The sequence below is a fragment of the Streptomyces gardneri genome, assembly GCF_006539185.1.
Classification (GTDB): Bacteria; Actinomycetota; Actinomycetes; order Streptomycetales; family Streptomycetaceae; genus Streptomyces; species Streptomyces gardneri.
The window spans coordinates 30448-47418 of sequence record NZ_BJMN01000031.1; the positions used below are offsets into that span (position 1 = coordinate 30448).

Below are 16971 nucleotides of genomic sequence, written 5' to 3' on the forward strand. Positions count from 1 at the left end.
CCATGCACGCCGTGACCGATGTCCGCCTGTCCCGCCACGCGCGCGTGTGGATCCTCGTCCTCGCCCTCGTGCTGCTGGGCGGCGGCGCGACCGCCTACACCCTGAGGGCGGCCTCCGGGCGGCAGGCCGGGGCCGCCGGGACTCCGGTGGCCGGCTTCACCCTCGACGGGGGCCGTCCCGGCGCGCTCCACGTCAGGGACACCGCGACCGGGCGCGTCGCGCGCCTGGACCCGTCCGCGTCCGGCGGCCGGGTCGCCGGAGGGCCGGCCTGCGACCGCTTCCACGCCGCCGGGCCGACCGCGCTCTGCCTCGTGCGCCGACCGGGCGTCCCGGCCCGCTCGTACGCCCTGGTGCTCGACGACCGGCTGCGCGAGACGCGCCGGATCGCGCTCCCGGGCATCCCCAGCCGGGCCCGGGTCTCCGCCTCGGGGCGGATGCTCGCCTGGACGATGTTCGCGACCGGCGACTCCTACGCGCGCTCGTCCTTCTCCACCCGCACGTCCATCCTCGACCTGCGCACGGGATACCTGGTGAAGAACATCGAGCAGATCCCGCTGACCCTCGGCGGACGCCGGTACCACGCCCCCGACGTCAACTACTGGGGCGTCTCCTTCGCCGCCGACGACAACCGCTTCTACGCCACCGTCTCGACGGGCGGGCGCACCCATCTCGTCGAGGGAGACATGGCGAACTGGTCGGCCCGGACCCTGCGGGAGAACGTCGAATGCCCCTCGCTCTCCCCGGACGGAACCCGCCTCGCCTTCAAGAAGCGGGTCTCCGAAGGCCCGCGCGAGCCGTGGCGGCTGTACGTCTACGACCTGCGCTCCGGGCGGGAGCACCCCGTCGCCGAGCGGCGCGGCATCGACGACCAGGCCCTGTGGACGGACCCCGGGACCCTCGCGTACGGATACGGGGGAGCGGTCTGGTCCGTGCCGGCCGACGGCACGGGGGAGCCACGGCGACTGGCGCGCGGGGCCTCGTCACCCGCGGTGCCGCGCTGACCGGCGCGCCCCCGGCCGCCGTGCCCGGTTCAGGCCTTCCGGAGGGAGCCGCGGACCGCGAGAGCCGCCATCGGCAGGAGCAGGCACGCGGCGATCGCGTTGAGCGGCCCGTAGCCCGCCTGCGAGACGATCAGGCCCGCCGCGAGGCCGCCGACACCGGCGGCCGTGTTCATCACGAAGTCGGAGAGCCCCTGGACGGCCGCCCGCGCGGCCTGCGGCACCGAGTCGGTCAGCAGCGCCGAGCCGGACACCAGACCGGCGGACCAGCCGAGGCCCAGGACGAAGAGCCCCAGGGCCGTTCGGCCGTGGCTCGCTCCCGCCGTGCCCGCGATGAACGCCGCCACGGCGATCAGCCCGACGGCGAGCCCGATCACCGACAGCCGGCCCAGCCGGTCGGACAGCCAGCCCATCAGGGGCGAGAAGGCGTACATGCCCGCGATGTGGCCGCTGATGACGAGGCCGATCAGCTGGATGTCCGCGCCGTGGTGGGTCAGCGCGACCGGGGTCATCGACATGATCGAGACCATCGCGGTGTGCGAGGCGGCAACGGTGACCAGGGCGAGCCGGGCCCGCGGCGACTCCCGGACCGCGCGCATCCCGGCGCGCAGGGAGCGGCCCTCCGGCTGCTCGCCCGCCCCGGCATCGGCGAGCGCACGGGCGGTGAGCAGCGGGTCCGGGCGCAGGAGGAGGGCGACGACCGCCGCCGAGACGACGAAGACGCCGGCGGCCCACACGAAGGGGCCCGCCGTCGCGGGGATGCCCAGACCGGACACGCTCTCCCCGGCGGGTGCGGCGATGTTCGGCCCGAGCACCGCCCCGATCGTGGTCGCCCACACCACGGTGGAGATGGCCCGGGCCCTGCGGTCGGGCTCGGCGAGGTCGGCGGCGGCGAAGCGGGCCGCCAGGTTGGCCGAGGATCCGGCACCGAAGCCGACGAGTCCGAGCAGGAGCAGCGGGAAGCTCTCGACGACCGCGCCGACCACGACCACCACGGCACCAACTGCCCCGAGCAGGTACGCGAGGACGAGCCCCGCCCGGCGCCCTCGCGAGGCCATCAGCGCGGCCAGCGGCATGGCGAGCAGCGCGGGACCGGCCACCGTCGCCGTGGACGCGAGCCCGGACAGCGCCTCCGTGCCACTGACGTCCTTGGCCAGGACGGCGGCGAGCGCGACGCCGATGGCGATGCCGAGCCCGCCGAGGATCTGGGTGGCGATGAGGACGGCCTGAACCCGTCGGCGCAGCGCGGGCAGTTCGGCCGCGGTGACGGGAGCGGATATCCCGTCGGACAGGGCGACGTCAGGGGCGTCGGGGGAGTTGGTCACTTACGTGAGTGTGCCAGCCGTCCCATCCGATGGGAACGTCCCCCTCAGAACAGCGGCGCGGGCAGCACACCCTCCAGCGCCAGCAGCTGCCGCTTCGTCTCCAGACCGCCCCCGAAGCCCCCGAGCCCGCCGTCGCTCTCCACCACACGGTGGCACGGCACCACCACGGGCAGCGGATTGGCGCCCATCGCCGCTCCGACCGCCTGCGCCGCGCCCGGCTGCCCCACGCGCCGCGCCAGCTCCCCGTACCCCACGACCGTGCCGTACGGGACGCCGGTCGCCAGCTCACGCAGCACCTGCCGGTTGAAGCCGGTCGTCAGGCTCCAGTCCAGCGGCAGGTCGAAGGGGCGCGGGTCGCCCGCGAAGTACGCCTCGAGCCGGCGTATCGCCTCGGCGAGCAGTCCCGAGGCGCACTCCACCGGCTCCACCCCGAACCGCCCGCCCAGGCGGTCGAGCATCTGCACCCGCCGTGCCGCGTCGGCGTGGAACTCGACCCGCACCAGCCCCCGCCCGGTCGCGGCGAGGAAGAGCGGACCGATGTCGCTCTCCACGACCGTCCACTCCACCGCGACGGCCGGCTCGCCGCCCGTCGGCTCCGCTTCGATGTCCATGCCGCCCACGGTACGACCCGCCACTGACAACCCGACGGGAGCGGGCCGACCCGGTCACGGAGCGGACATCGGAGTGCTTCGAAGATCACGGACCGGTCTCGCTCCGGTCTCGCGAGCAGAAATTCCCCGGTCACATGGTCGTGAGGTCCCCGGCGCGCCATAATCTCGCCCCGGTAGTACTACCCAGCGGTACCGACTGTTTTCGGACGACGTGGCACCAGGGGTGGAGGACACACGCTCATGCAGGGCACGGTCGACGGATTCAGCTACGGGCTCGTCACTCCGGTGGCCGCTTTCATCATGGCCTGCCTCGGCGGCGCCCTCGGTCTGAGGTGCACCACGAGGTCGCTCCGCCACCGCGACACCTTCAAGGCGGGGTGGCTCGCCCTCGGCGCCACCTCCATCGGCACCGGCATCTGGACGATGCACTTCATCGCCATGATGGGCTTCTCGGTCCAGCAGGCGCCGATCAACTACGACCGCCCCATCACCTTCGCCAGCCTGGGCGTCGCCGTCCTCATGGTCGGCATCGGGATCTTCATCGTCGGGTACCGCGGGGCGACCGCCCTCACGCTCGTCACCGGCGGCACGATCACCGGCCTCGGCGTCGCCACGATGCACTACCTCGGCATGGCCGGGATGCGCCTCCACGGCCGCATCGAGTACGACACGCTCACCGTCGCCCTCTCCGTGGTCATCGCTGTCGTGGCCGCCACCGCGGCCCTCTGGGCGGCCGTCTCGGTCCATGGATTTCTGGCCAGTCTCGGTGCGAGCCTGGTGATGGGCGGAGCCGTCAGTGGTATGCACTACACCGCCATGGCGGCCGTCAGTGTCCACATCCAGGGCGCCGAGATCCCCGCCGGCACCGGCGACACCGCGACCTCGCTTCTCCTGCCGATGCTGATCGGCCCTGCGGTCTTCCTGATCCTGGCCGCCGTGGTCGTCATGTTCGACCCGCTGCTCGTGATGGGCGACCCCGACTGGCAGCGGCCCGCCGCGCAGAGCGTGCACCGCCCCGGCGTGCCCGCCCCGCGCCACGTGCCGTCCTACGGCGAGCCCGCCAACTGGTCGGCCCGTCCCGCCGGACGCGCTGCCCGCAGGAGCGTCCCCCGCGGCGGCCACCGCTCCCAGGACTGGTGACGGGACACCTCAGGGACGGGCGGTGAGCCGATCACCGCCCGAGTGTCAGTGCCGGGTCGTACGGTGGATCCATGCGGCCCGTTTCCAAGATCGAACGTTCGATGGCGCCCTTCGAGGTCGTCAGCTCCTACCAGCCCAGCGGCGACCAGCCGACGGCCATCGCCGACCTCGAGCGGCGCATCCGCGCGGGCGAGAAGGACGTCGTGCTCCTCGGCGCCACCGGCACCGGCAAGTCCGCCACCACCGCGTGGATGATCGAGAAGCTCCAGCGCCCCACTCTGGTGATGGCGCCGAACAAGACCCTGGCCGCCCAGCTGGCGAACGAGTTCCGCGAGCTCCTGCCGAACAACGCGGTCGAGTACTTCGTCTCGTACTACGACTACTACCAGCCCGAGGCGTACGTCCCCCAGTCGGACACGTACATCGAGAAGGACTCCTCGATCAACGAGGAGGTGGAGCGGCTCCGCCACTCCGCGACGAACTCCCTGCTCACCCGCAGGGACGTCGTCGTGGTCGCCTCCGTCTCCTGCATCTACGGCCTCGGCACGCCCCAGGAGTACGTGGACCGGATGGTCCCGCTCAAGGTCGGCGAGGAGATGGACCGCGACCAGCTGCTCCGCCGCTTCGTCGACATCCAGTACACCCGGAACGACCTGGCGTTCACCCGCGGCACCTTCCGCGTCCGCGGCGACACCATCGAGATCTTCCCGGTGTACGAGGAGCTGGCCGTCCGCATCGAGATGTTCGGCGACGAGATCGAGGCGCTCTCCACCCTCCACCCGCTCACCGGCGAGGTCATCAGCGAGGACCGCGAGCTGTACGTCTTCCCCGCCAGCCACTACGTCGCGGGCCCCGAGCGCATGGAGCGGGCGGTCAACGACATCGAGCGCGAGCTGGAGGTCCGCCTCGCCGAACTCGACAAGCAGGGCAAGCACCTGGAGTCCCAGCGCCTGCGCATGCGGACCACGTACGACATCGAGATGATGCGGCAGATCGGCTCCTGCTCCGGCATCGAGAACTACTCGATGCACTTCGACGGCCGCGAGCCCGGCTCCGCGCCGAACACCCTCATCGACTACTTCCCCGAGGACTTCCTGCTCGTCATCGACGAGTCGCACGTCACCGTGCCGCAGATCGGCGCCATGTACGAGGGCGACGCCTCCCGCAAGCGGACCCTCGTCGACCACGGCTTCCGGCTCCCGTCCGCCCTCGACAACCGCCCGCTGAAGTGGGAGGAGTTCCAGAAGCGCATCGGTCAGACCGTCTACCTCTCGGCCACCCCGGGCACCTACGAACTCTCCCGGGGCGACGGCTTCGTCGAGCAGATCATCCGCCCCACCGGGCTCATCGACCCCGAGGTCGTCGTCAAGCCGACCGAGGGCCAGATCGACGACCTCGTCCACGAGATCCGGCTGCGCACCGAGAAGGACGAGCGGGTCCTCGTCACCACCCTCACCAAGAAGATGGCCGAGGACCTCACCGACTACTTCCTGGAGCTCGGCATCCAGGTGCGCTACCTCCACAGCGACGTCGACACCCTGCGCCGCATCGAGCTGCTGCGCGAGCTGCGCGCCGGCGAGTACGACGTCCTCGTCGGCATCAACCTCCTCCGGGAGGGCCTCGACCTCCCCGAGGTCTCCCTCGTCGCCATCCTCGACGCCGACAAGCAGGGCTTCCTGCGCTCCGGGACCTCCCTCATCCAGACCATCGGCCGTGCCGCGCGAAACGTCTCGGGCCAGGTCCACATGTACGCGGACCGGATCACCCCGGCGATGGAGCAGGCCATCGACGAGACCAACCGGCGCCGCGAGAAGCAGGTCGCGTACAACACGGCCCACGGCATCGACCCGCAGCCGCTGCGCAAGAAGATCAACGACATCGTCGCGACCATCGCCCGCGAGGAGGTCGACACCGAGGAGCTCCTCGGCAGCGGCTACCGCCAGACGAAGGACGGGAAGGCAGCCAAGGCCCCCGTGCCCTCGCTCGCCGCGCACGGCCCCAAGGGCCGGGGCAAGGGCGGCAAGGCCGGTGCGGCGGGCTCGACGGTCGAGCTCGGAAGCCGGCCGGCCACCGAACTGGCCGCGATCATCGAGGAGATGACCGACCGGATGCGCGCCGCCGCCGCCGAGCTGCAGTTCGAGGTCGCGGCCCGGCTCCGCGACGAAGTGGGAGAGCTGAAGAAGGAGTTGCGCCAGATGAAGGAGGCGGGTCTCGCCTGACCGGACACGGTCCGGTGTGTTGCAAGACCGACACAAATCCGGACCGCGGCTCTGCGGTGTCAGTGCCGCTGCGTAGGGTGCTGGACAACCGCACGCACCGGACAGCGGGCGCGGGGAACGCTAACGAGAGGGGCAAGCGCGTGACGGTCAACATGACCAAGGGTCAGGCCATCAGCCTGGAGAAGCAGGGCGGAGGCAGCCTCAACCAGGTGCGGATGGGGCTCGGCTGGCAGGCGGCACCGCGCCGCGGTCTCTTCGGCAAGCGCACGCAGGAGATCGACCTGGACGCCTCGGCCGTCCTCTTCGCGGACAAGCAGCCGGTCGACGTGGTCTTCTTCCGCCACCTGGTCAGCGACGACGGCTCGGTCAAGCACACCGGTGACAACCTCGTCGGCGGCGCGGGCCAGGGCGGGGACGACGAGGCGATCCTCGTCGACCTCCAGCGGGTCCCGGTCCACATCGACACGGTCGTGTTCACCGTGAACTCCTTCACCGGTCAGACGTTCCAGGAGGTGCAGAACGCCTTCTGCCGGATCGTCGACGAGACGAACGGCCAGGAGCTCGCGCGCTACACCCTGGACGGCGGCGGCAACTACACCGCGCAGATCATGGCGAAGGTGCACCGGGTCGGCTCCGGCTGGCAGATGACGGCCCTGGGCAACCCGGCCAACGGCCGGACGTTCCAGGACCTGATGCCGGCGATCCTGCCGCACCTGTAAGCAGGGCCGCGCAGGACGGCACCCACAGCTCCCGGAGGCAGCAGGCCGCCGGGAGCTGTCCCGCACCACCGCACACCGCACCACCGCGCATCCGCTCCACCGCACGTCCGCACCACTTCGTACCGGGAACCGCTGAGGGGAAAGAGCCGATGACGGCCGAGCTGGTCCGGGGGCAGAACCACCCCCTGCCCGACACCCGACTGGAGATCAGGGTGTCGGCCGGTCACCCGGTCGTCGCCGGAGCCGCCCTCGGCGACGAGCGGGGCAGGGTCCCGGGCGTGGAGTGGATCGCCCACCCGGTCGCCCCCTCGCTCCCCGGTGTGGACGTCCCCCGGCAGGTCGCGGCCGACCAGCGCCTCGCCGTCGACCTGGCGGCCGTGCCGGACGCCGTCCACCGCGTCTCCGTCCTCCTGGCGCTGCCCGTGGGCGCCGGCGGGCCGACCTCCTTCGGCAAGGCCGCCGCTCCCTTCGTCGCCGTCACCGGCCCCGACGGCACCGAGATCGCCAGCTACACGATCACCGGGCTCGACAGTGAGTCCGCCGTCGTCGCCCTGGAGCTGTACCGCCGCCAGGGCGCCTGGAAGGTCCGTGCCATGGGCCAGGGGTACGAGGGCGGTCTCGCCGCGCTCCTCGGCGACCAGGGCCTGGAGCACCCCGCCGACCTGGCCGCGTCGATCCTGGCTCCGACCCAGGCTCCGGCTCCGGCTCCGACCCAGGCCCCGACTCCGACTCCGACTCCGACTCCGACTGCGGCTCCGGCTCCCGCCTCCGAGCCCGCCCCCGCCGTTCCCGGGCAGGCCCAGACCCCCGGCGGCCCGATCAGCTACACCCACCCCCGGCGCCGGACCACCACGCCGGAGCCCGCCCCCACGCCCGCCCCCGCCCCCCAAGCGGCGCAGGCGTCGCAGGGCACCGCCCCCGTCCCCGTCGCCGGGGATGCGGCCGGCTGGTCCATGGACGAGCGCCTGTACAACCAGGTGTGGGGGATGTTCGAGGACCTGGCCCGTACCGCCGCCGCCTACCGCAGCGCCTGCGAGTTCGCCGAGTCCCGCCTCGACCGGGAGCTCGACGAGACGCTCACCGACTACCGCTCCCGGGTCGGGGGAGCGAACGACGCCGCGCGGTCGGCCGCCCGCGCCCGTCACGACGAGCTCGTGGAGCGGGCGCGCGAGGTCCTGGACCGGGACCTCGCCCAGCTCGCCGTCGAGTCCGAGGTGGTCGAACCGGCCCTGCCGCCCGCCTACGCCCGCTGGGACAACCCGGCCTGGCACGCCTACCGCCCGCCGGCGGAGGAGCCGATGGCCGTGCGCCTGGGCGACCTCCATCTGCCCGAGCGCACCGAGCTGCGGATCCCCATGCTCGTCCGGCTCCCGCTGGAGCGCGGGCTGTGGGTGGACAGCGGGCGCGGCCGCTCGGAGGCGGCCGGCCTCCTCGACGAGACGGAGCTGCGGCGGCTCGCCCTCGACAGCGCCGTCGCGCACGCGGCCCGACTGCTCGCCGTCCACCCGCCGGGCGGCTTCGCGGTCCACGTCGTGGACGCGGCCGGTGCCGGCGCCGCCGCGCTCGCGCCGCTCGTGGACACCGGCGTGCTCGCCGCCCCGCCCGCCCGGGGAGCGGCGGGAGTCACGGCCGTCCTCGACCAGCTCACCGAGCGGGTCGACCTTCTCCAGATGGCCCTGCGGAACGGCGCCGTCGACGCGCTGCCGCCCGGTCTGGACGAGGCCCGGCAGCTCCTGATCGTGCACGACTTCCCGCACGGCTTCGACGACCGGGCGGTCACCCGCCTCCGCTACCTGGCCGACGAGGGCCCCGGGGTCGGCGTCCATCTGCTGATCGTGGCCGACCGGGAGGACGCCGCCGCGTACGGCCCCGTGCTCGACCCCCTCTGGCGCTCGCTGCTGCGCCTCACCCCCGTCCCCGACGACCACCTCGCCGATCCATGGGTCGGTCACGCGTGGTCGTACGAGCCCCCGATCCTGCCGCCGGGCAGCCGGATCCTCCGTCAGGTGCTCGCGCAGGTCGTGGAGGCCCGCCCGGCAAAGCAGCCCTGACCTGGCCTCTTGGTGGCTCTTTACCCTGCCCTTTACCTTCTCTTGGTCTTTCGGGTAGTCTTCATGGTGCGGAGGGGAGTACTCCCCATGCGCGGCGTACCCGTCAATACGGACGGATCCTCGGTGATCCGATCCCGGGGCGTCGGCCCGACCGTGGTGTGAGCCGCTCGGGTGGAAGAGACCTCCGGCAGCGACGACGCTGATCAAGTAGCCGTACGACGCCGGAGGCGCAGTGGACGTTTCAATGACCCTGTGGGTGCTGACCATTCTCGGTCTGGTCGCCCTCATCGGAGCCGACTTCTTCATCGGGCGGAAGCCCCATGACGTCTCGGTCAAGGAAGCCGGTATCTGGACGATCGTCTGGGTCGTGCTCGCGGTGCTCTTCGGAGTCGGCCTGCTCGTGTTCGGCAACAGCCAGGCGGCCGGGGAGTTCTTCGCCGGCTACGTCACCGAGAAGTCGCTCAGTGTCGACAACCTCTTCGTCTTCATCCTGATCATGGCGAAGTTCTCGGTACCGTCCCACCTCCAGCAGCGCGTGCTGCTCGTGGGTGTCGTGATCGCCCTGGTCCTCCGCACGATCTTCATCGTCGCGGGCGCCGCGGTCATCGCGAACTTCTCGTGGGTCTTCTACATCTTCGGTGCGTTCCTGATCTACACCGCCTGGAAGCTCATCCAGGAGGCGCGCGCCGACGAGGAGGAAGAGGACTGGGAGGAGAACCGTCTCCTCAAGTCCGTCGAGAAGAAGTTCGGCGTCGCCGACAAGTACCACGGCACCAAGCTCTTCATCCGCGTCAACGGCAAGCGCGTCCTGACCCCGCTGATGATCGTCATGATCGCCATCGGCACCACGGACATCCTCTTCGCCCTCGACTCCATCCCGGCGATCTTCGGCCTGACCCAGGACCCGTACATCGTCTTCACCGCCAACGCCTTCGCCCTCATGGGCCTGCGGCAGCTGTACTTCCTGATCGGCGGCCTGCTCAAGAAGCTGGTCCACCTCAGCTACGGCCTGTCGGTGATCCTCGGCTTCATCGGCGTGAAGCTCGTCCTGCACGCCCTGCACGAGTCCGGGGTGCACGTCCCGGAGATCTCCATCGGGTTCTCGCTGGCGGTCATCGGTGGCGTCCTGGTCATCACCACGATCACCAGCCTGATCGCCTCCAAGAAGCAGTCGGAGCGAGCCGCTGCCGAGAGCGCGGCCGACACCAAGGGCGTCGAGGACGCGGACGGCGTCGAGAAGGACAGCGTCGACGCCTGACGCGTCACCCACGGCGACGGCCGGCCAGGGGCACCCGCCCCCGGCCGGCCGTCGCCGTCGTGTTCCGGCCTTCAGGCCGGCGAGCCCTCCACCGCCGCGGAGGGCTCCGGCAGCGTCTCCGGCAGTGTCTCCGGGAGCAGGGCGAAGCAGCCCAGGCTGATCAGGGCCACCACGGTCAGATAGGCCGCGACGCCCCAGGGCGGGCCCGAGCCGCCGTCCGCCGTGAGGGCGGTGGCGACGATGGGCGTGAGGGCGCCGCCGAGGACGCCGGCGAGGTTGTAGCCGACGGCCGCGCCGGTGCAGCGGACGCGGGGCTCGTAGAGCTCCGGGAGGTACGCGGCGATCACCGCGAACATCGTGATGAAGGCCAGCAGCGAGCCCAGGAAGCCGAGGAACATCAGGAACGGCTCCGCGGTGTGCAGCAGGGCCACCATCGGGAACATCCAGAGCGCCGAGGCCGCGCACCCCGCGAGGCACAGCGGGCGACGGCCCCAGCGGTCGGAGAGGTGGGCCACGAAGGGCGTGGCCGCGCCCTTGACCGCCACCGCGGCCATCACGCAGGTCAGCATGACCGTGCTGCTCACCCCGAGCCGCTCGGTGCCGTAGGTCAGGGCCCAGGTGGAGACCGTGTAGAACACCGCGTACCCGACGGCGAGCGCCCCGGCCGTCAGCAGCACGAGACGCCAGTGGTCGCGCGCGACCTCGGCCAGCGGGGCGCTCGCCCGCCGTCCCGACGAGGACAGCTCCTCGAACTGCGGGGTCTCCGCCAGCGAGGAGCGCAGCAGCAGTCCGGCCGCCGCGAGCAGCCCCGCCGCCCAGAACGGCACCCGCCAGCCCCAGGAGCGGAAGTCCGCGTCGCTCAGGCCCGCCGTGAGCGCCAGCATCACCCCGTTCGCGAGGAGGAAGCCGACCGCCGGGCCGATCTGCGGGAAGCTCGCCCACAGCGCGCGCCGGTTCGGCGGCGCGTGCTCGGCCGTCAGCAGGACGGCGCCGCCCCACTCGCCGCCGAGGCCGAGGCCCTGGAGGAAGCGGAGGGCGAGCAGGAGCAGGGGTGCGGCGATGCCGAGTGTCTCGTACGTGGGGACGCAGCCGACCGCGACGGTGGCGCAGCCGGTCAGGAGCAACGAGGCGAAGAGGACGGGACGGCGGCCGTACCGGTCGCCGACGTGCCCGAAGAGGACCGAGCCCAGCGGGCGGGCGACGAAGCCGATGGCGAAGGTGCCGAAGGCGGCCAGGGTTCCGGCGAGCGGGGAGAAGGTCGGGAAGAAGAGCGGCCCGAGGACGAGAGCGGCGGCGGTCCCGTAGACGAAGAAGTCGAAGAACTCGATGGCGGTGCCGACGAGCGAGGCGGTGGCGAGCCGGACCATCGAAGGCGGAGCGGGTGGAGCCGGGGGAGCGGGCGGGGACGGAGCGTGACTGGGGCGCATGTGGCGCCAACTACCCGGCGGCCGCCCCGGTTACGGGGGCGTACGGAAGCGCGCGGCCGGTGAGCCGCGCGCTGTCGGTACGAAGGCCGCTCACCAGCCGCGCTCGCGCCACTCCGCGAGGTGCGGGCGCTCGTCACCGAGCGTGGTGTCCTTGCCGTGGCCCGGGTAGACCCAGGACTCGTCCGGGAGGACGGCGAAGAGCTTGGTCTCCACGTCGTGGATGAGGCTCGTGAAGGCCTCCGGGTCCTTCCAGGTGTTGCCCACCCCGCCGGGGAAGAGGCAGTCGCCGGTGAAGACGTGCGGGTGGCCGTGCGGGTCGTCGTAGACGAGGGCGATCGAGCCGGGGGTGTGCCCGACCAGCCTGCGGGCGGTCAGCTCGACCCGGCCCACCCGGATCGTGTCGCCGTCCTCGACCGGCACGTCGGTGGCGACCGGGATGCCCTCCGCGTCGTACGCCCCCGCGTAGGTCCGGGCGCCTGTGGCAGCGACGACCTTCGACAGGGCCTGCCAGTGGTCGCCGTGCCGGTGGGTGGTGACGACGGCGGTGATGCCGTCGTCACCGATCAGCGTGAGCAGCGTGTCGGCGTCGTTGGCCGCGTCGATCAGCAGCTGCTCGCCGGTCGCCCGGCAGCGCAGCAGGTACGCGTTGTTGTCCATCGGGCCGACCGCGACCTTCGAGATCATCAGGTCCGTCAGCTCGTGCACGTCCGCCGGTCCGCCGACCTTCACACTTCCGCTGTACGTCATGGGCTCAGCCTAGCTCCGCCCACGGACAACAGCGGGTGCTACAGCGGAGGGAGCGCCGGGAGCGGGCCGCCCTCGGTCTTGAGCGCGGAGCCGTCGCGGCGGCCGGCGAGCCAGCCGAGGAGCTCGGGGGCGGGGCCGGTCACGGTCACCTCGGCGCCCTCGGGGGAGCCGGTGGTCCAGGTGCCCGCGCCCTCCGCCGCCACGATCCGGGTCGGCGGGACGGTCGCGTGGCCCGTGAAGCGCTCCGCGAGGAAGTCGATCTCCCGCCGGACGAACTCCTCGGGCAGGTCCTCCAGCTCGTAGCCGACACCCAGGTCGACGTGGTGCAGGGCCACCTCGACCCAGCGGCGGAAGGGGATCCGGGAGGCGCTGTCCGTGACGCCGTTGCGGAGCTCGACGGTGCGGCTCCAGTCGGCGGGCTCGGCACCCGCGGCCTGGAAGCCGTCGCCGCTCTCGCGCAGGTCGGCGAGGTGGACGGCGAGCGGGCGGCTCGCGTCGCGCTCGATGTCGGCGTCGCGGGTCGCGGCGTCGGCGTACATGGGAAGGCCCTGGAGGACGTTCACCAGAGCGTCGGCGTTCCGGGCGATGTGGGCCAGGACATGGCCGCGCGTCCAGCCGGGAAGCCGTGACGGCTCGGCCGTCGCCGCGTTGTCCCAGGAGGCGGCGGCGTCCAGCAGGCGATCGGTCGCTGCTTTGACAGAGGCGAGATCACGTTCGTGGTCGATCATGGCGCCGACCCTAGCGCCGCCACTCGTTCGGGTGAAGCGGTCTCCATGCGGCCGGAAATCGAATGTGCGTGCTATAGGCTCGGTGGAAGCATCCGGCATCCTTGGTTGTTGGGTGTGTCAGGACCTCCGCTCTCTCAAGAAAGGTGCGGACCGGCGTGGCCGACCGTCTCATCGTTCGTGGCGCTCGCGAGCACAATCTCAAGAACGTCTCGCTCGACCTCCCGCGTGACTCCCTCATCGTCTTCACCGGGCTCTCGGGATCGGGCAAGTCCTCCCTCGCGTTCGACACGATCTTCGCCGAGGGGCAGCGCCGCTACGTCGAGTCGCTCTCCTCCTACGCCCGACAGTTCCTCGGCCAGATGGACAAGCCGGACGTCGACTTCATCGAAGGTCTGTCGCCCGCCGTCTCCATCGACCAGAAGTCGACCTCGCGCAACCCGCGCTCGACGGTCGGCACGATCACGGAGGTCTACGACTACCTCCGCCTGCTCTTCGCCCGCATCGGCAAGCCGCACTGTCCCGAGTGCCGCCGGCCGATCTCCCGCCAGTCGCCGCAAGCCATCGTCGACAAGGTCCTTGACCTGCCCGAGGGCAGCCGCTTCCAGGTCCTCTCGCCGCTCGTGCGCGAGCGGAAGGGCGAGTTCGTCGACCTCTTCGCCGACCTCCAGACCAAGGGCTACAGCCGCGCCCGGGTCGACGGCGTGACCGTGCAGCTGAGCGAGCCGCCGACGCTGAAGAAGCAGGAGAAGCACACGATCGAGGTGGTCATCGACCGCCTCACCGTGAAGGACAGCGCCAAGCGCCGCCTCACCGACTCCGTCGAGACCGCGCTCGGACTCTCCGGCGGCATGGTCGTGCTCGACTTCGTCGACCTCCCCGAGGACGACCCCGAGCGCGAGCGGATGTACTCGGAGCACCTCTACTGCCCGTACGACGACCTGTCCTTCGAGGAGCTGGAGCCGCGCTCCTTCTCCTTCAACTCGCCCTTCGGTGCCTGCCCCGACTGCACCGGCATCGGCACGCGCATGGAGGTCGACCCCGAGCTGATCGTCCCGGACGAGGACAAGTCGCTCGACGAGGGCGCCATCCACCCCTGGTCGCACGGGCACACCAAGGAGTACTTCGGCCGGATGATCGACGGCCTCTCCCAGGCTCTCGGCTTCCGCACCGACATTCCGTTCGCCGGTCTTCCGCAGCGGGCCAAGAAGGCCCTCATGTACGGCCACAAGACCCAGATCGAGGTCCGCTACCGCAACCGGTACGGACGGGAGCGCGCGTGGACCAGCCCCGCCTTCGAGGGAGCCGTCTCCTTCGTCAAGCGGCGCCACGGCGAGGCCGAGAGCGACTCCAGCCGCGAGCGCTTCGAGGGCTACATGCGCGAGGTGCCCTGCCCCACCTGTGAGGGCAGCCGCCTCAAGCCGATCGTCCTCGCGGTCACGGTCATGGAGCGGTCCATCGCCGAGGTCTCCGCGATGTCCATCAGCGACTGCGCCGAGTTCCTCTCCCGGCTGACGCTCAACGCCCGCGACAAGAAGATCGCCGAGCGGGTCCTCAAGGAGGTCAACGAGCGGCTGCGCTTCCTCGTCGACGTCGGCCTCGACTACCTCTCCCTCAACCGGGCGGCGGGCACGCTCTCCGGCGGCGAGGCCCAGCGCATCCGGCTCGCCACCCAGATCGGCTCCGGCCTGGTCGGCGTGCTGTACGTGCTCGACGAGCCGTCCATCGGTCTCCACCAGCGCGACAACCACCGGCTCATCGAGACCCTGGTCCGCCTCCGGGACATGGGCAACACGCTCATCGTCGTCGAGCACGACGAGGACACCATCAAGGTCGCCGACTGGGTCGTCGACATCGGCCCCGGCGCCGGCGAGCACGGTGGCAAGGTCGTCCACTCCGGCTCCCTGAAGGAGCTCCTCGCCAACGAGGAGTCGATGACCGGGCAGTACCTGTCCGGCCGCCGGGCGATCGCCACCCCGGACATCCGCCGCCCGGTGGACCCCGGGCGCCGGCTCACCGTCCACGGGGCCCGCGAGAACAATCTGCGGGACATCGACGTCTCCTTCCCGCTGGGCGTCCTCACGGCCGTCACGGGCGTCTCGGGCTCGGGCAAGTCGACCCTGGTCAACGACATCCTCTACACCCACCTGGCCCGCGAGCTGAACGGCGCCAAGTCGGTCCCCGGGCGCCACACGCGCGTGGACGGCGACGACCTCGTCGACAAGGTCGTGCACGTCGACCAGTCGCCGATCGGCCGCACCCCGCGGTCGAACCCGGCGACCTACACCGGCGTCTTCGACCACGTCCGCAAGCTCTTCGCGGAGACGATGGAGGCCAAGGTCCGGGGCTACCTGCCCGGCCGGTTCTCCTTCAACGTCAAGGGCGGCCGCTGCGAGAACTGCTCCGGCGACGGCACGATCAAGATCGAGATGAACTTCCTCCCGGACGTCTACGTCCCGTGCGAGGTCTGCCACGGCGACCGGTACAACCGGGAGACCCTGGAGGTCCACTACAAGGGCAAGTCCATCGCCGAGGTCCTGAACATGCCGATCGAGGAGGCCCTCGACTTCTTCGAGGCCGTCCCGACCATCGCGCGCCACCTCCGCACGCTCAACGAGGTCGGCCTCGGCTACGTCCGCCTCGGGCAGTCCGCCCCCACGCTCTCCGGCGGTGAGGCCCAGCGCGTGAAGCTCGCCTCCGAGCTCCAGAAGCGCTCGACGGGCCGCACGGTCTACGTCCTGGACGAGCCGACCACGGGTCTGCACTTCGAGGACATCTCGAAGCTGATCAAGGTCCTCTCCGGCCTGGTCGACAAGGGCAACTCGGTGATCGTCATCGAGCACAACCTCGATGTCATCAAGACCGCCGACTGGGTCATCGACATGGGCCCTGAGGGCGGCAGCGGCGGCGGCCTGGTGATCGCCGAGGGCACGCCGGAGGAGGTCGCCTCGGTCCCGGCGAGCCACACCGGCAAGTTCCTCCGCGAGATCCTCGACGCCGACCGGATCAGCGACGCCGGCGGATCCGTCCCGGCGGCACGGGGAGCGAAGAAGGCGGCGGCGAAGAAGGCCCCCGCCAAGAAGTCCGCGGCCCCGGCGAAGAAGACGGCCACCAAGGCAGTGGCCACGAAGACGGCGGCCACGAAGACGGCGGCCACCAAGGCCACCGCCAAGAAGGCGACGACCCGGGCCCGCAAGGCCTGACCCGGAGGCGGGGCCCCACCCGGGGCCCCGCTTCTCAGGTCCGGCCCGGCCGACAGCCCGCGGAACTCCGCCGGTATCGTCGGTTCGGTCACGCCTTGCCCCGATCCCACCGTGGAGCGCTCATGTCCGGCCAGTCCAGCCGCCGCACCGTACTGAAGGGTGCCGCCCTCGCCGGCGCCGCCGGGCTGGGAGTCGCCGCCTGCTCCACCGAGTCCAAGCTCGGCCACGCCGTGGTCCCGACCCCGACCGCCCCCGTCGCCCTCGGCGCCCCGGACGAGGTCCCGGTCGGCGGCGCCAAGCTCTACCGCGAGCAGCGGCTCGTGGTGAGCTGCCCGGCCAAGGGCCAGTACAAGGCCTTCAGCGCCCAGTGCACCCACGCCGGCTGTGTCCTCGACAAGGTCGAGGACAACGAAGGCAACTGCCCCTGCCACGGCAGCCGCTTCGACGTGACGACCGGCAAGGCGCTCAAGGGCCCGGCCACGGTCCCGCTCCCCGAGGTCCCGGTCCGCGTGGAGAACGGCGAGCTGGTCGCCGGACCCGAGGCGTAG

Annotated in this window: 13 protein-coding genes; 8 read left to right on the forward strand and 5 right to left on the reverse strand. The window is 71.6% G+C overall.

Annotation, left to right across the window (positions count from 1 at the left end):
- Positions 1-2: 2 nt before the first annotated feature.
- Complete coding sequence (locus SGA01_RS23540; RefSeq protein ID WP_055644155.1) at positions 3-1001, forward strand: TolB-like translocation protein; 999 nt, start codon at positions 3-5, stop codon at positions 999-1001.
- Positions 1002-1030: 29 nt separating this feature from the next.
- On the opposite strand, the gene SGA01_RS23545 is transcribed toward SGA01_RS23540, so the two are convergent.
- Together SGA01_RS23545 and SGA01_RS23550 are read right to left on the reverse strand one after the other, a co-directional pair.
- Positions 1031-2323, reverse strand: a complete 1293-nt coding sequence (locus SGA01_RS23545; protein ID WP_141298403.1) for an MFS transporter — start codon at positions 2321-2323, stop codon at positions 1031-1033.
- 44 nt (positions 2324-2367) lie between these two features.
- The gene (locus SGA01_RS23550; RefSeq protein ID WP_141298404.1) at positions 2368-2934 is read right to left on the reverse strand and encodes a methylated-DNA--[protein]-cysteine S-methyltransferase; all 567 of its coding nucleotides are present in this window, start codon (positions 2932-2934) and stop codon (positions 2368-2370) included.
- Between the two features lie 240 nt (positions 2935-3174).
- Between SGA01_RS23550 and SGA01_RS23555 the strand changes: the two genes are divergently transcribed.
- From SGA01_RS23555 to SGA01_RS23575, 5 genes are all read left to right on the forward strand, one after another.
- Positions 3175-4074 (forward strand): MHYT domain-containing protein, encoded by a 900-nt coding sequence (locus SGA01_RS23555; protein WP_141298405.1) that lies wholly within the window; start codon positions 3175-3177, stop codon positions 4072-4074.
- 71 nt (positions 4075-4145) lie between these two features.
- Positions 4146-6293, forward strand: a complete 2148-nt coding sequence (gene uvrB, locus SGA01_RS23560; RefSeq protein ID WP_141298406.1) for an excinuclease ABC subunit UvrB — start codon at positions 4146-4148, stop codon at positions 6291-6293.
- Between the two features lie 140 nt (positions 6294-6433).
- Positions 6434-7012, forward strand: a complete 579-nt coding sequence (locus SGA01_RS23565; RefSeq protein WP_055644160.1) for a TerD family protein — start codon at positions 6434-6436, stop codon at positions 7010-7012.
- 149 nt (positions 7013-7161) lie between these two features.
- A complete protein-coding gene (locus tag SGA01_RS23570) occupies positions 7162-9063 on the forward strand; it encodes a TerD family protein (RefSeq protein WP_141298407.1) in 1902 nt (633 codons plus the stop codon).
- A 232-nt stretch (positions 9064-9295) separates the two neighbouring features.
- The gene (locus tag SGA01_RS23575; RefSeq protein WP_141298408.1) at positions 9296-10321 is read left to right on the forward strand and encodes a TerC family protein; all 1026 of its coding nucleotides are present in this window, start codon (positions 9296-9298) and stop codon (positions 10319-10321) included.
- 71 nt (positions 10322-10392) lie between these two features.
- Here the strand turns inward: SGA01_RS23575 and SGA01_RS23580 are convergent, their stop codons facing one another.
- The 3 genes from SGA01_RS23580 to SGA01_RS23590 form a co-directional block, all read right to left on the reverse strand.
- Positions 10393-11688 carry an MFS transporter gene (locus tag SGA01_RS23580; protein ID WP_141298465.1) on the reverse strand — a complete coding sequence of 432 codons (1296 nt, stop codon included), beginning with the start codon at positions 11686-11688 and terminating at the stop codon, positions 10393-10395.
- 150 nt (positions 11689-11838) lie between these two features.
- Entirely contained in the window at positions 11839-12495 is a 657-nt protein-coding gene (locus SGA01_RS23585) for an MBL fold metallo-hydrolase (RefSeq protein ID WP_055644163.1), read from the reverse strand.
- 38 nt (positions 12496-12533) lie between these two features.
- A complete protein-coding gene (locus tag SGA01_RS23590; protein WP_141298409.1) occupies positions 12534-13223 on the reverse strand; it encodes a maleylpyruvate isomerase family mycothiol-dependent enzyme in 690 nt (229 codons plus the stop codon).
- A gap of 155 nt (positions 13224-13378) precedes the next feature.
- Here SGA01_RS23590 and uvrA point away from each other — a divergent pair, with 155 nt between their 5' ends.
- Positions 13379-16423 (forward strand): excinuclease ABC subunit UvrA, encoded by a 3045-nt coding sequence (uvrA, locus tag SGA01_RS23595; RefSeq protein WP_141298410.1) that lies wholly within the window; start codon positions 13379-13381, stop codon positions 16421-16423.
- Positions 16424-16545: 122 nt separating this feature from the next.
- Positions 16546-16971 carry a Rieske (2Fe-2S) protein gene (locus tag SGA01_RS23600; RefSeq protein WP_141298411.1) on the forward strand — a complete coding sequence of 142 codons (426 nt, stop codon included), beginning with the start codon at positions 16546-16548 and terminating at the stop codon, positions 16969-16971.

What these genes read in the sequence shown, in the direction of transcription:
- SGA01_RS23540 (WP_055644155.1), top strand. Translation starts at nt 3, where the DNA reads ATGCACGCCGTGACCGATGTCCGCCTGTCCCGCCACGCGCGCGTGTGG.
- SGA01_RS23550 (WP_141298404.1), bottom strand. Translation starts at nt 2,934, where the DNA reads ATGGACATCGAAGCGGAGCCGACGGGCGGCGAGCCGGCCGTCGCGGTG.
- SGA01_RS23555 (WP_141298405.1), top strand. Translation starts at nt 3,175, where the DNA reads ATGCAGGGCACGGTCGACGGATTCAGCTACGGGCTCGTCACTCCGGTG.
- uvrB (WP_141298406.1), top strand. Translation starts at nt 4,146, where the DNA reads ATGCGGCCCGTTTCCAAGATCGAACGTTCGATGGCGCCCTTCGAGGTC.
- SGA01_RS23570 (WP_141298407.1), top strand. Translation starts at nt 7,162, where the DNA reads ATGACGGCCGAGCTGGTCCGGGGGCAGAACCACCCCCTGCCCGACACC.
- SGA01_RS23580 (WP_141298465.1), bottom strand. Translation starts at nt 11,688, where the DNA reads ATGGTCCGGCTCGCCACCGCCTCGCTCGTCGGCACCGCCATCGAGTTC.
- SGA01_RS23585 (WP_055644163.1), bottom strand. Translation starts at nt 12,495, where the DNA reads ATGACGTACAGCGGAAGTGTGAAGGTCGGCGGACCGGCGGACGTGCAC.
- SGA01_RS23590 (WP_141298409.1), bottom strand. Translation starts at nt 13,223, where the DNA reads ATGATCGACCACGAACGTGATCTCGCCTCTGTCAAAGCAGCGACCGAT.
- SGA01_RS23600 (WP_141298411.1), top strand. Translation starts at nt 16,546, where the DNA reads ATGTCCGGCCAGTCCAGCCGCCGCACCGTACTGAAGGGTGCCGCCCTC.